General features: G+C 65.7%; 13 protein-coding genes. 7 read left to right on the top strand and 6 right to left on the bottom strand.

Translation table 11 applies throughout. From position 1 onward, the window contains the following. Nucleotides 1–2: 2 nt before the first annotated feature. The 3 genes from ACFWAY_RS07350 (at nt 3) to ACFWAY_RS07340 (ending at nt 3,527) form a co-directional block, all read left to right on the top strand. Nucleotides 3–1,490 carry an alanine/glycine:cation symporter family protein gene (locus tag ACFWAY_RS07350; RefSeq protein ID WP_378510310.1) on the top strand — a complete coding sequence of 496 codons (1,488 nt, stop codon included), beginning with the start codon at nt 3–5 and terminating at the stop codon, nt 1,488–1,490. A 116-nt stretch (nt 1,491–1,606) separates the two neighbouring features. Further along, entirely contained in the window at nt 1,607–3,118 is a 1,512-nt protein-coding gene (locus tag ACFWAY_RS07345; RefSeq protein WP_378510309.1) for a gamma-aminobutyraldehyde dehydrogenase, read from the top strand. Between the two features lie 172 nt (nt 3,119–3,290). Then, a complete protein-coding gene (locus ACFWAY_RS07340; RefSeq protein ID WP_378510308.1) occupies nt 3,291–3,527 on the top strand; it encodes a hypothetical protein in 237 nt (78 codons plus the stop codon). Here ACFWAY_RS07340 and ACFWAY_RS07335 read toward each other — a convergent pair. Next, nucleotides 3,495–4,808 carry an IS256 family transposase gene (locus ACFWAY_RS07335; RefSeq protein ID WP_378510307.1) on the bottom strand — a complete coding sequence of 438 codons (1,314 nt, stop codon included), beginning with the start codon at nt 4,806–4,808 and terminating at the stop codon, nt 3,495–3,497. The genes ACFWAY_RS07340 and ACFWAY_RS07335 overlap by 33 nt on opposite strands. A gap of 77 nt (nt 4,809–4,885) precedes the next feature. On the opposite strand from ACFWAY_RS07335, the gene ACFWAY_RS07330 reads away from it, so the two are divergent. Beyond that, nucleotides 4,886–5,173 carry a WhiB family transcriptional regulator gene (locus ACFWAY_RS07330; protein WP_378510306.1) on the top strand — a complete coding sequence of 96 codons (288 nt, stop codon included), beginning with the start codon at nt 4,886–4,888 and terminating at the stop codon, nt 5,171–5,173. Between the two features lie 90 nt (nt 5,174–5,263). On the opposite strand, the gene ACFWAY_RS07325 is transcribed toward ACFWAY_RS07330, so the two are convergent. From ACFWAY_RS07325 to ACFWAY_RS07315, 3 genes are read right to left on the bottom strand one after another with little or no spacing between them, the layout of a single operon-like run. Further along, nucleotides 5,264–6,445 carry a fumarylacetoacetate hydrolase family protein gene (locus tag ACFWAY_RS07325; RefSeq protein WP_378510305.1) on the bottom strand — a complete coding sequence of 394 codons (1,182 nt, stop codon included), beginning with the start codon at nt 6,443–6,445 and terminating at the stop codon, nt 5,264–5,266. A gap of 5 nt (nt 6,446–6,450) precedes the next feature. Next, the gene (locus ACFWAY_RS07320) at nt 6,451–7,914 is read right to left on the bottom strand and encodes an aldehyde dehydrogenase (NADP(+)) (RefSeq protein ID WP_378510304.1); all 1,464 of its coding nucleotides are present in this window, start codon (nt 7,912–7,914) and stop codon (nt 6,451–6,453) included. After that, nucleotides 7,911–9,248: an enolase C-terminal domain-like protein gene (locus ACFWAY_RS07315; protein WP_378510303.1), complete on the bottom strand. Its 1,338-nt coding sequence runs from the start codon at nt 9,246–9,248 to the stop codon at nt 7,911–7,913. Before ACFWAY_RS07315 ends, ACFWAY_RS07320 begins: the two co-directional genes overlap by 4 nt. A 222-nt stretch (nt 9,249–9,470) precedes the next feature. Between ACFWAY_RS07315 and ACFWAY_RS07310 the strand changes: the two genes are divergently transcribed. From ACFWAY_RS07310 to ACFWAY_RS07300, 3 genes are all read left to right on the top strand, one after another. Beyond that, nucleotides 9,471–10,208, top strand: a complete 738-nt coding sequence (locus tag ACFWAY_RS07310) for a GntR family transcriptional regulator (RefSeq protein WP_378510302.1) — start codon at nt 9,471–9,473, stop codon at nt 10,206–10,208. A 213-nt stretch (nt 10,209–10,421) separates the two neighbouring features. Then, a complete protein-coding gene (locus tag ACFWAY_RS07305; RefSeq protein WP_378510301.1) occupies nt 10,422–11,756 on the top strand; it encodes an MFS transporter in 1,335 nt (444 codons plus the stop codon). A 402-nt stretch (nt 11,757–12,158) separates the two neighbouring features. Next, the gene (locus ACFWAY_RS07300) at nt 12,159–12,617 is read left to right on the top strand and encodes a hypothetical protein (RefSeq protein WP_378450639.1); all 459 of its coding nucleotides are present in this window, start codon (nt 12,159–12,161) and stop codon (nt 12,615–12,617) included. Nucleotides 12,618–12,685: 68 nt separating this feature from the next. On the opposite strand, the gene ACFWAY_RS07295 is transcribed toward ACFWAY_RS07300, so the two are convergent. Together ACFWAY_RS07295 and ACFWAY_RS07290 are read right to left on the bottom strand one after the other, a co-directional pair. Further along, nucleotides 12,686–13,438 (bottom strand): SDR family NAD(P)-dependent oxidoreductase, encoded by a 753-nt coding sequence (locus tag ACFWAY_RS07295; protein WP_378510300.1) that lies wholly within the window; start codon nt 13,436–13,438, stop codon nt 12,686–12,688. Further along, on the bottom strand, nt 13,435–13,743 hold the full coding sequence (locus ACFWAY_RS07290; protein ID WP_378450581.1) for a YciI family protein: 309 nt from the start codon (nt 13,741–13,743) through the stop codon (nt 13,435–13,437). The genes ACFWAY_RS07295 and ACFWAY_RS07290 overlap by 4 nt, the downstream gene beginning before the upstream one ends. Nucleotide 13,744: the final 1 nt, after the last annotated feature.

Raw genomic sequence — 13,744 nt, 5'->3', positions numbered from 1 at the left:
TCATGGCAGGCCTGGACTGGGCCGAGATGCTCACGACTGTGGCGGACGCCATCTGGGGACCGATGGCCTACGTGGTCCTCGGCCTCGGGGTGGCGTACACCGTCGCCACCAGAGGCATTCAGTTCCGACGCATCCCGGACATGATCCGGCAGCTGAGGGAAACCAGCGAAGGCGAAGGCGGACTGTCCTCCTTCCAGGCGCTTGTCCTCGCGCTCGCCAGCCGTGTGGGTGTCGGGAGCATCGCCGGTGTCGCAACAGCAGTCGGCGGTGGTGGACCGGGTGCCCTGCTGTGGATGGCCGTGACAGGTCTGGTCGGCTGCACCGTCGGGTACGCCGAGGCAACCCTTGCGCAGGTGTTCAAACGTCAGGTCGAGGACGAGGACCGGAAGAAGGCCAACGAGGACATCGGCGGCATGCCGTACTACATCAAGTACGGACTGAAGCTTCCCAAGGTCGCGGGCCTCGTCGCGTTCCTCGGCCTGGTCGGCTACGGCTTCATGTTCCCCGGATTCCAGGTCAGCACCATTGCCTCGAGCGCGGAGCTGGCATTCGGAACACCGACGTGGGTGCCGGCAGTGCTCATCACCGTGCTGATCGCTCTGGTGATCTTCGGAGGCACCACACGCATCGTCAAGGTCACACAGACTCTCGTACCGATTCTCGCAATCGGATACCTGACGTTGGCGTTGGCGGTGATCGCCGCGAACATCGAAAACGTGCCGGAGACGATCACGCTCATCGTGAACTCGGCGTTCGGTATCGACCCCGTGCTGGGCGGCATCGCGGGCGCTGCAGTTGCATGGGGCGTGCGCCGGGCAGTCTTCGCATCGGCGAACGGAATCGGTGAGGCGACGTTCGCCGCGGCGGCGGCACGGACGTCTCACCCCGGCAAGCAGGGTCTCGTCCAGACGTTCAGCATCTACATCGACGTGCTGCTGATCTGCATGGCAACAGGGCTGATGATGGTGGTGTCCGGGCAGTACAACGTCTCCGATGGTTCGGGCGGTTACCTCGTCCAGAATCTTCCGGGGGTGGAGGCCGGTCCGAACTGGGTCCAGAAGGCCATCGACACCTTGGTGCCCGGGTGGGGCGCAGCGTTCATCGCGGTAGCCGTGTTCCTGTTCGGTTTCACCTGCCTCATCGTGTACTTCTACGTGGCCAACTCGAACCTGTTGTTCCTGCTGAACGGGCGGAAGGGGCCGGTATCCAAGCTGGTCCTCAAACTCGGCACGCTCGCGATCGTGTTCGTAGGCTCCGTCGTGAACGCAGGACTTGTCTGGGCGATCGGCGATATCGGGCTCGGGCTCATCGCCTGGGTCAACCTCACGTGCCTGGTATTGCTCTTCCCGCTCGTCTACCGGGTCTACCGCGATTACGAACAACAGAAGAAGCGTGGACTCGACCCCACCTTCGATCCCACAGCGCTCGGCATCGACGGAGCCGAGTTCTGGGAATCGAACACCGTCACCGGACACAGCGTCTCTCGTTGAGGCGGTTCCGCAACTGTCCGTCACGCGAAAGCTGACTACCCAGCGCAACCCCGGTGCGGGCCGGCGCTTCTCGCGCCGCCCCGCTACTACCCAGTCGATTTTGGAGGATCATCCAGATGCCCAACACCACCCTCACCGGACATGTCGCCGTCAGCCGAGCACCCGGTGGTTCCCTGAACGTCCGGGACGACCTGCCCCCGACCCAGCACTACATCGCAGGAGCGTTCGACGCCGTCGACAACTTCGGTGCCCGCACCGACATCGTCGACCCGAGTACCGAACAGGTCATCGCCGCGGTACCCCAAGGGACCGCGGCCGACGTCGACCGAGCAGTCGCAGTCGCGGTCGCAGCCAAGAACGACTGGGCCAGACTCGTTCCCAAGGAACGCTCCCTTCTGCTTCACCGCATCGCGGACAGAATCGAGCAGAACGCCGAGGTGCTTGCGCGGCTCGAATCCGCCAACACCGGGAAACCTTTCGAAATATCGAACGACGACGTCGCAGGCACCGTCGACACCTTCCGGTTCATGGCAGGCGCACTGCGTGCGACCACGTCGATGGCTGCCGGAGACTACGCCGAAAACCACCTGTCGGTCATCCTGCGTGAACCGATCGGTGTGGTCGGCGTCGTTACCCCGTGGAACTATCCACTGCTGATGGCGGCGTGGAAGATCGCTCCGATCCTCGCGGCCGGAAACACGGTGGTGATCAAACCGTCCGAGCAGACCCCCTTGACGACACTCAAATTCGCCGAGCTCGTCGGCGACCTGCTTCCCGCGGGCGTGTTCAATGTGGTGTCCGGACTCGGACCGACCGTGGGAGCGCGGCTGACCGAGCATCCCGACGTCGACATGATCGCCCTGACCGGATCCGTCGGCAGCGGCAAAGCCGTCGCACGCGGGGCCGCAGACACGCTCAAGCGCGTCCATCTCGAACTGGGCGGCAAAGCACCCGTGGTGATCTTCGCCGACGCCGATCTCGACGACGCCGCGGTTTCGCTGCGTGCGGCGAGCTACTGGAACTCGGGCCAGGAATGTGGCGCAGCATGCCGGATCCTCGTACACGAGTCGGTCGCCGAGGAGTTCACCCGGAAGCTGGTCGAACAGGTGAGCACGTTCGTGGTCGGCGAGCCAGGAGCAGGCGACAACGTGGAAATCGGGCCCCTGGTATCGAAGGCGCACTTCGAGCGGGTCACCGCATATCTGGAACGTGCTGCGCAGCAGGGAATCACCGCCGCAATCGGTGGAGCTGCACTGGACGGACCCGGGTACTTCGTCGCACCGACCGTGCTCGTCAACGTCCCCGATGGCGCCGAATGCGCTCGCGAGGAGATCTTCGGGCCGGTGGTCACCGTCGAGACGTTCACCGACGAGGACGAGGCGATCCGCCGCGCGAACGACGTCCCGTTCGGCCTCTCGGCATCGGTCTGGACCGAGAACGCCAGGCGCAGCCACGAAGTCGCCGCGCGGATCGACGCCGGAACGGTGTGGGTCAACTCCCATCTCGTGCTGGCCAACGAAGTTCCGTGGGGTGGGTTCAAGGGATCCGGTTACGGACGCGACCTGTCGATCTATGCACTCGACGACTACTCGCGAACCAAGCACGTCATGCACAACCACGGTCGATAATTCACACTGTGGCCCGTCCTGCCCGGCGTCGATCGTCCTGCGGCGCCCGCCCTGTTCTCTCCGTGGGGCGGGCGCCGCAGCCGTATGCCCGGCGTAGTCCACCAAGAGGGGGCCGAAGACCATCCGTCGACATTGCTGCCGCTCACACCATCTGGACACAATCGGAGTAGTCATGAAGACCACCGCTCTGACCACACACCTCTACGCGCCGTCGACCGATCTGTGGGATTGGCAGATGAACGCCACGTGCCGGAGCATGGGAACCGATCTGTTCTTCTCCCCTGAGGGCGAGACGCGGCAGGCCCGCAGATACCGGGAAGACTTCGCTACCCGTATCTGCCAGGAGGAATCGTCAAATCCTGTGGATCGGGGTGTGTCAGGCGACCTCGGATACCGGCGTGTCCGGTGACGGTTCCGGGGTGATCTCGACGGGCCGTTCGAGGAGCTTGCCCTTGTGGAACAGCGCACCGGCCCGCACCAGCGCCACCAGGTGCGGTGCGTTCACGACCCGCCACCGGGTCTGGGCGGCCTCGATCAGCTTGTAGGCCATCGCCATCCCCGCGGCCCGCGAACCCGGCCCCTTGGTCACCTTGGTTCTCAATCGCACTGTCGCAAAGGTTGATTCGATGGGATTGGTGGTGCGTAGATGTATCCAGTGCTCGGCCGGATACCGGAAGAACTCGAGCAGCACGTCGGCGTCGTCGGTGATCTTCTTCACCGCCTTCGGGTACTTCGCGCCGTAGTCGAGTTCGAAGGCCTTGATCGCCACGTGGGCCTTGTCGATGTCCTCGGCGAGGTAGATTTCCTTCATCGCCGCCAACGCACCGGGATGAGCCGACTTCGGTAGCGCAGCAAGTACATTTGCCTGTTTGTGAAACCAGCAGCGCTGCTCCCGGGTTTCCGGGAACACCTCGCGCAGGGCCCGCCAGAACCCCAAGGCACCGTCCCCGACCGCCAGCACCGGGGCCCGCATCCCGCGCCGCCGGCAGTCCCGCAGCAGGTCCGCCCACGACTCGGTCGACTCCCGATACCCGTCGGAGAGGGCGACGAGCTCCTTGCGGCCGTCGGCGCGGACCCCGATCATCACCAACAGGCAAAGTTTCTCCTGCTCGAGCCGCACTTTCAGGTGGATACCATCGACCCAGAGGTAGACGTAATCCGCCTGCGAGAGATCCCGCCGGGCGAAGGCGTTCGCCTCGTCCTGCCACTGAGCGGTGAGCCGGGTGATCGAGCTGGCCGACAGGCCGGCACCGGTGCCGAGGAACTGTTCGAGGGCGGGCCCGAAGTCGCTGGTCGACAGCCCGTGCAGGTAGAGCAGCGGCAGTACCTCGGACACCTGCGCGGATTTACGGGCCCATGCCGGCAGGATCGCCGAGGAGAACCGCTTGCGTTCACCGGTATCGGGGTCGATGCGCTTGTCATTGACCCGCGGCGCCTTCACCGCCACCGCGCCGGCGGCGGTGACCACCTCCCGGTCGGCGTGGTAGCCATTGCGAACCACCAGTCGGTGACCGTTGTCGTCGATCTCACCGGCATGCCGGGCGATGTAGTCGGCGACCTCAGCCTGCAACGCCGCGGCGAGCATCTGCCGGGCGCCGTCGCGGACGATCTCGTCGAGCAACGACCCGCCCACACGCGCTGCATCGTGGGTCTCGTTGGAGTCGTCGTCGTGGTCCACTATCGTGAGCACGGGCGTACCTTCCCGCCAGCGTTGGCGCGCTGGTCTTGATCAGAATCCTGTTCGCGTACAGATCATCATCCGGGAAGGTGCGTCCTCCCGGGATCCACAGGTTTCGATCATTCCTCATCTGCCAGACCTGCCCGGTCCTCGAAGAATGCCGCACTCACGCGCAGACAGTGCGCGAGCCGTTCGGGATCTGGGGTGGCACCACGGAGTCCGAGCGCCGGTACGGTGGCGACCTCAGGCCTGGATCGGTGAAGGCGGACGCCGCCGCTGGTGGGCGCACAACCCGCCCGGCCGCAGGGCGGCTGACGGTCTCTGGCAGGCACCCCGGGCCGGGAAGACGTCACCCGCAGGCGTCGACGGTCCGATGATCTCTGATGCGACTGAGTCGGTAGTACAACATCTGGCGGTGATTCTGTAACTCCGCAGCCGTTGCGTCTACGGCGTTGCGGTGGGCGACGTCACCCAGTCCGGGCGGCGAGGACGACCGAAGCGGTGGTCTTGTGGAGGTAGTCGAATAGCTGACGGAGTCCGAAGGACCATTCGGGGAGGTTCTCGGTTGCACCGACTTCGTTGATCAGGGTGCCCAGGTGATCGCTGTGGATGGTGACGATGTCGCCCATTTTGTGGGTGAATCCTTGTCCCTCCTCGTCCCGGTCCTGGGTTGGGGCGAACAACGTGCCGGTGTAGAGGGCGAAACCGTCCGGATACTGGTGGTGTGTCCCGAAGGTGGCTCGTACGAGTTCTTCGAATGGTCGACTGATACGCCCTACATTGTTGTGTCCGTCGAGAACGTGGCCCTGCGCATCGTCAACGCGGAGTGTGATTGTTTCGTTGCGGAGCGTCTCGAGAGTGAAGTGGCCGTCGAAGAGTCGGATGAACGGTCCCAGCGCGCTGGAGGCGTTGTTGTCCTTGGCCTTGCCCAGCAACAGCGCGCTGCGGCCTTCGACGTCGCGCAGGTTGACGTCGTTGCCGAGCGTGGCTCCGACGACGGCGCCGGTCGAGTTCACCACCAAGACCAGCTCGGGCTCGGGGTTGTTCCATGAGGAGAAGGAAGGGATTCCGATCTTTGTGCCCAGACCGACCGACGCCAGCACGGGTGCTTTCGTGAAGACCTCGGGGTCGGGACCGATGCCCACTTCCAGATACTGCGACCACAGACCCTCGGAGAGGAGGACACGTTTGGTTTCCTCGGCTTCGGCAGATCCCGGCCGCAGGGTGGCAATGCTGCCTCCGAGGGCTCGGCCGATGAGTGCGCGAACCTCGGCGGCACGGCGCGGATCTCCGGCGGTACGTTCCTCGATGACCCGCTCGATCATGCTGTCCACGAAGGTGACCCCGCAAGCTTTGACGACCTGCAGATCCACCGGGGCGAGTAGCCGGGGCCTGGTCGTATCCTGGGTGAGGGAGTCGTCGATCAATTCAGCTGTCCGCCAACGCGGCTCGACCATCGCTTCGTCGATGTCTGCAAGCGCCGAGGGTGACTCGAGTAGGTCGGACACCGTCCCGGCGACTGCCTGGATGTCGAAGACGTCCCCTTCGCGTACAGCGACGACACGGGGCCCTTCGGTCTCGACATCCCATACGCGGCCGATCAGCACAGCACGGTCAGCGTCAACAGGCAACACGTCTTCCATCGCCATCGTCGCTACTTCCCCGTCCTGACTGACCGGATCCAGCTGCCATCGACCCTCTGCGCGATCCCCCAAGGGTTCGCGTCCTGCAAAGGCTCAGGCAGACGCGACCGTGGGAAGGACTGGTACGCAACCGGCCGGAGAAATCGGCGAATGGCGGCAGTTCCCACCGAGGTGGTCCCCGAGGTAGTTGCCGGGTAGGGCCCCCCGTGATGTTGGGCGTACGTCACTGTCACCCCGGTGGGCCAGCCGTTCCACAGCACGCGTCCGCTGATGTCGGCGAGACGGCCGGTCAGCTCGGCGACGTCGTCCGCTGGTTCGGCTTGCACTGTCGTGGTGAGCTGTCCCTCCAGCAGCTGCGCGAGCGGCACGAGTTCGGACTCGTGTCGATATTCGACGATGATGCTCGCGGGACCGAACATCTCCTGCCCCAGGAGTTCTGGATTCCTGCGCACTACGTCTGCGGTGGTGTGCAGCACGGTCGGTGATGGTGTCGGCGCGAAATCTCCTTCCACCAAGACGTCGACCGCAGGGTTCTCCTGAAGCCGGCCGACCGCATGGCGATATCCCTCGTGCAGCCGTTCGCTGAGTAGCCTGCTCGGCTCGAAACCCTCGAGAAGTTCCCGAAGAGTCGCTGCTACCTCCTCCGCATGGCCTGCCGGCAGGAACAACAGTCCGGGTTTGGTGCAGAACTGTCCCATCCCGAGGGTGAAGGACTGCGCGAAACCGGCGAGAATGTCGTCGCGGCGGTCGTTCCACGCGTTCTCGGTGACGAAGACTGCGTTGATGCCGCCGAGTTCGCCGTAGAAGGGAATGGGTTCGGGGCGTGCCGCCGCGCGGTCGAACAGGGCGCGGCCGCCGGTGGTGGACCCGGTGAATCCGATCGCCTTCACCAGCCGATGATCCACCAGCGCCTCCGCCGCCGGTCGGCCGGTGACGAGCGCGAAGAGCCCGGTGGGCGCTCCGGCCGCGTCGAGGGCCGCGACCACGACATCGGCCGTGCGTGCGGCGAGCTCGAGGTGCCCGTCGTGAGCCTTGTGGACGACGGCACAGCCGGCGGCCAGCGCCGAGGCGCTGTCACCGCCGATCACGCTGAACGCGAACGGGAAGTTCGACGCTCCGAAGACACCGACGACACCCAAGGGCACATTGACGCGGCGGATGTCCGGACGCGGTCCCATCCCCCATGCGTCGTCGGCGTGGTCGATGGTGGCGTCGAGGTGCTCGCCGCGGCGGATCTCGTCGGCGAACAGCCGCAGCTGGAAGGTGCTGCGCCGCAGTTCGCCCTGCAGCCGGGGAACAGCCAAATGGGTTTCGCGGACGGCGATGTCCACCAATCCCGGTGCGTCCGCTTCCAATGCGTCGGCGATGGATTCGAGCCAGGCCGCGCGGGTTCCCGGTGATGCAGCCCTCGCCTTGTCGAACGCGGCCTGGGCCGCTTCGACTATCGCATTCAGGTCCTCGACGGTCGTGCTCACAACGCCACCTCCGCGGCGGTGTCGGTGGTTGCGGTGCGGCCGTTGACCTCGCGCCAGCCTGCTCCGGTGGGGAACGCCCAGCGTGCGCGCGAGTCCGGCAACATTTCCGCTCCGATCCCGGGACGCGTCGGTGCGGCGTAGCGGCCCCCGACGATGCGGACGGGTTCGGCGAAGTGCTCGTGCAGGTGGTCGACGTACTCGATCATGCGTCCCTCCTGTGAGCCGCTGATGGCCGCGTAATCGAAGAACGAGAAGTGCTGGACGAGTTCGCACAGCCCGACACCGCCGGCGTGCGGGCACACCGGCACCCCGAAGCGGGCGGCCAGCAGCATCGTGGCGATGTTCTCGTTCACGCCCGCGACCCGCGTCGAATCGAGCTGAAGGACGTCGATCGCCTGGGCCTGCAGCAGTTGCTTGAAGACGATCCGGTTTGCGACGGCTTCGCCGGTGGCAACCCGGGTCGGTGAGACGCCCTTGCGGATGTCCGCGTGGCCGAGGATGTCGTCGGTGCTGGTCGGTTCCTCGATCCAATACGGCTCGAACTGGGCGAGCCGGTTGACCCATTCGATGGCCTCCTCAACCTCCCATCGCTGGTTGGCGTCGATCGCGATGGGCAGATCGCCGACCGCCTCGCGGGCGAGGGCCAGGCGGCGGAGATCGTCCTCGACGCTGCCGCCGACCTTGAGCTTGATCATCGAGAAGCCCTCGGCCGCGGCCTCTTTGCTCAGACGGACCAGCTTCTCGTCGCTGTAGCCCAGCCATCCGGGGGAGGTCGTGTAGGCGGGGTATCCGCCGGCCTGCAGCGCGGCGATGCGGTCGTTCTTGCCTGCGCTTGCGCGTTGGAGGATGTCGAGTGCCTGCGCGGGATCGAGCGCATTCCGGATGTGCGTGAAGTCGACGACGTCGACGATCTCCTCGGGAGCCATCGTGCTGAGCAGCAGCCAGAGCGGTTTGCCCTCACGGCGGGCGCGAATGTCCCACAGCGCGTTGATCAATGCGCCGCAGGCCATCTGGCTGACCCCCTTCTCCGGGCCGAGCCACCGCAGCTGCGAGTCGTGCACCAATCGCTTGGAGGCGCCGCCGAGATCGAAGATCAGTTCCTCGACGTTCCGGCCGATCAGCAACTGCGCGTACGTGTCGATGGCGTGGGTGATGACGTCGTTGCCGCGGCCGCAGGTGAAGACGAAGCCGTGCCCCTCCTCGTCGGCGTCCGTGCGGATCGTGACGTAGGCGGCTGAGTAGTCCGGGTCGACGTTGACCGCGTCCGAACCATCCAGTTCCAGTGAGGTGGGGAACCGGACGTCTTCGGTGGTAATGGAAACGATGCGAGACATGCGCACTCACTTTCGAGCGAATCGTATAGGAATTGTCGTAATCATATAGGTGGGGTGACCGGAGTCAACCCCCCGAGGAAGAATGGGGTCGGTCACCGCCCGACGTCAGACAGCAACACTGGTAGGCGGCGAGTCGGCGCTCGGCGTATACAGTCGGCAGGTCGTAGTGCCCGTGACCTGGCGCGTCACGCTCGCGGCCCGAGGAGTGAAGGAAGGTACGTCATGTCCAGGCAAGATGCGTCCACTACTCCGAGGACCCAGCCCAAAGTGGCGGCCGGCGAGGTGTATTCGACGCTTCGCGATTCCATCGTGGCCAGCGAGATCCCCCCGGGCACCCGGATGAACATCGATGCCATCGCGCGCGATCTCGGGGTGTCGCAAACCCCCGTCCGAGAGGCATTGCAACGGCTCGAGGGCGACAACCTCGTCGTCTACAGTCCCGGCCGCGGGTACAGCACCACTCCCCTACTGCAGTTGCCCGAACTCCGTGCCCTCTTCGAATTCCGCCTGCTCGTCGAACCCTGGGCCGCACGGTCAGCGGCGGTGGACCGCCTCGCGAACCCGAGCGACACCCTCGACCGGGAACTCGAGACCTTCGAACGCCGCGTCGACGACCGCGGCGACCTGCGGCAGGATCTCGTCGCCCACGACACCCGCTTCCACGACACCATCCTCGGCGCGGCAGGCAACCGTGTGGTCCAGCAGGCGTTCGTCCAGACGCACTGCCACCTGCACATTTTCCGGCTCTACCCCGCAGACGTCGAGGGCACGGTCACCATCGCCGAGCATCGCCGCGTCTGGGAGGCGATCCGCAGCTGCGAACCGGAGGCCGCCGAACAGGCGATGGCCGACCACATCCGCAACTCCTTCTCCCGTTTCGCGCAGGCCTTCGACGGAGATCTGCCGCCGATCGACCCCGCAGGGGCCACGCAGTCGTCGAAAGTACGCATCGTCCGATAGAGGGCGGGGCACACCGCCGCGCCGCGCCGCCCTTTTCGGCCGCCCGTGGGCCACGCGGAGCCTTGACAGTGACCGCCATCACCTGTTTCTATGATGCCTATACGATCACTGCGGTTCCTATACGATTTGATTTTGGGTCGCAGCCAACCGCATCCCACCTGCCTCGGTGCTTGTCCACCTGAGGAAACAATGGTCATGTCAGGGAGAACCCACATGAGTACTGCCGTAGGAAGTGCCTCCGAAGTGAAAGCGCCTCGGACCATGACACGAATGCGCTGGGCCATCATCTGGCTCGCATTCGTCGGCCTGAGCATCAACTACCTCGACCGCTCCAGCCTGGCCGTCGCCCTGCCCTTCATGGGTGAGGACTTCCACCTCACCGCCACCCAGCAGGGCCTGATCTTCGCGGCCTTCTTCTGGGCCTACGACGTCTGCCAGCTCGCCGCCGGCTGGTACGTCGACAAGGTCGGCCCCCGCAGATCGTTCACGATCGCCTCCCTGTGGTGGTCGGTATGCACCATGGCCACCGCCCTCGCCCAGGGTTTCGCATCCCTGTTCGCCGTGCGCTTTCTGCTCGGTGTCGGGGAGAGCCCGGCCCCGAGCACCTCCGCCAAGGTCGTCGCCACCTGGTTCCCGAAGAGCGAGCGCGCCTTCGCGACGAGCATCTGGGATTCCGGCTCCCGCGTCGGCGCCGTGATCGCGCTGCCGATCGTCGCGCTCATCATCTCGTTCACCACCTGGCACGGCGTGTTCATCGTCATCGGCGCACTCGGTGTCGTCTGGGCCTTCGGTTGGTGGAAGATCTACCGCAACCCGCAGGAACACCCGCGGGTCGACGCCGCCGAACTCGCGCACATCGAAGACGGCGGCGCCCGCACTGCAGGCAACGACGACGCCGCCGCGGCGAAGCTGCCCTGGCGGTCGCTGTTCCGCTACCGCACCATCCTGAGCATGATGTTCGGTTTCTTCTGCCTGAACAGCGCGATCTACTTCTTCATCACCTTCTTCCCCAGCTACCTCGTCAGCGAACGCGGATTCGACCTCCTCAAGCTCGGCATGTTCGGCGCCCTCCCCGGTGTGTGCGCGGTCGCGTGCGGCTGGCTCGGCGGTCTCGCCGCCGACCGGGCGGTCCGGCGCGGGCACTCGCTCACCCGGGTCCGCAAGACCCAGATCGCCGGAGGGCTGGCCGGCGGCTCAGTCATCATGTTCGCGGCCGTCGTCCCCGAGGCCTGGATGGCGTTGGCGCTCTTGTCGCTTGCCTACTCCAGCCTGACCATCGCCGCGACCGGCATCTGGTCCCTGCCGGCGGATGTCGCCCCGAGTTCGAACCACGTCGGGTCGATCGGCGGAATCCAGAACTTCGCCTCCAACCTGGCCGGCATTTTCACCCCGGTCGTCATCGGCGTACTCGTCGACCGAACCGGCTCCTACATCGCTCCGCTCGCCGTCATCGGCGCCGTGGCACTGCTGGGTGCGGCCAACTACCTTTTCGTCATGGGCAAAGTGGAGCCCCTGAAGGTCGAAGAATCCCTGCCACCCCGGCACTGATACCGAACACCGGTAAACCCCTGTTCGAGGGCAGTCTGAAACAACGAGGTCTCCCGACACCATACGGTTCGGGGGACTTCGTTTCGCTGAATCACAACTTGACAAGAGCCCGGCCTACATCTCGGTGGGCGCAGGCTGCGGGGGCGTTGCGGCCACACGAGCCCGGCACCGTGTCACTCATGGTTTGTGCGCACTGTTGCGCCCCGACAATTTCATTTCTCGTACCGTCTCCGATCAACGACGTCAGCGCTCTTTCCACCACAGATTGTCTGGGCCGCCTCAGCGCTCGCCGTAGGTCGTTTCGACCGTCCCGTCCGGGCGGTAGAGCTCGTCACGGGACTTCGGCGCGCACGCAGACGCGAAGCCGTTGCACACCCTCATATGTCGAACGATGATGGAACCGTGATCATCGAACGCAGCTCGGTCGTCGGCGCACCGATCGGAGAGGTGTGGGCGAGGGTCGTCGATCCGGAGGGGATCAACGACGAAATGCGTCCGTGGATGACGATGAGCATCCCGCGGGGGCGGGAGTCGATCACCATCGACTCCGTTCCGGTCGGTGAACCGCTCGGGCGGGCGTGGCTGCGGCTGTTCGGGCTCGTCCCGTTCGACTACGACGATTTGACCATCGCCGAACTCGAACCGTGCCGGCGGTTCCACGAGAAGTCGACGATGCTCAGCATGCGCCGGTGGGAGCACGAACGCACGCTCAGGCCCTTCGACGACGGGAGCACCGGCGTCCACGACCGGATCACGTTCGAGCCGCGGCTCCCGCTGGTGCCGCTGACGCCGGTGCTCGCCCGCGTCCTCGGCGCGTTCTTCGCGCACCGGCATCGCCGGCTGGTGCGGCATTTCGGCTGACGGACTCGCCCAATGTCACAGGGGTGCAGTCAGACTGAACCAGTGTGACATTGGGCGCGGCAAGAGAATCAGTGCGCCGTGTACCCACCGTCGACGACGAGTTCGGTGCCTGTGGTGAAGCCGGACTCGTCCGAGGCGAGGTAGAGCACCCCGTACGCGATCTCGTCGGGTTCCCCCTGCCGCGGGAGGGGGTTGCCCGACACGAGCTGGCGGTAATACTCCTCCGGTCCGATCGCGCTGCCCTCGGCCGACCGTTGACTCATCGCCGTCCGCATCGACCCGGGGTGGATCGAGTTGACGCGAATTCCGTGCGGCCCGTAGGTGACGGCGTCCGCCTTGCTGAGCAGCCGCACAGCACCTTTCGACGCGTGGTACAGCGGGACGTTGGAGCCTCCGGTCAGCCCGTGGATCGACGAGAAGTTCACGATGCTGCCCTTCTTCCGGCCGATCATGTGGGGCACGACGTGCTTGGTCGTCAACCAGACACCCTTGACGTTGACGTCGAAGATCTGGTCGAACTCGGCGACCGACGCCTCGTGCGACGGCGCGGGCCGCCCGATGATGCCGGCGCAGTTGACCAGGATGTCGGGAACACCCACGGTCTCCACCACTGCCGCGACGGCCTCGGCGACGCTGGTCTCGTCGGTGACGTCGGCGGCGAACGACGTGATCGCCGTCGAATCCCACGGCGCATCCGGCACTTTGAGGTCGAGGGCCGCGACCAGCGCCCCCTCTCGTGCGAGCATCCGCGCGGTCGCGCCGCCCAGGTCACCGTTCGCCCCCGTGACGACGGCGACCTTCCCTGCCACTCGACCCGTCATGACCTACCTCCCACTGCTGCGACCGCCCACGGGCCGATCATCGGAATCCATTCGGTGATGTCGTGCGACGCGACGAACCCGCGCGTCAGGAACGGGTCGCCCTCGACGACGTCGACGACGTCCTGCCTGTCCGCGGCCTCGTAGATCATCGCCGCGCCGGGTGCTTCTCCTGCCGCGAACGGTCCGGACCCGAGGATCAGTCCGCGGTCGGCGGCGGCCTGCAGGTGGCTTTTGTGTTCGGGACGGTGCTGGTCCCGGCCGGCCGTGTCGCCGGTGTATGTGTAGCGGACGAGGAAGAACGGCACG

The sequence above is a fragment of the Rhodococcus sp. NPDC059968 genome (assembly GCF_042738615.1).
Classification (GTDB): Bacteria; Actinomycetota; Actinomycetes; order Mycobacteriales; family Mycobacteriaceae; genus Rhodococcus_F.
This window is presented reverse-complemented; position numbering and strand designations above follow the sequence as displayed.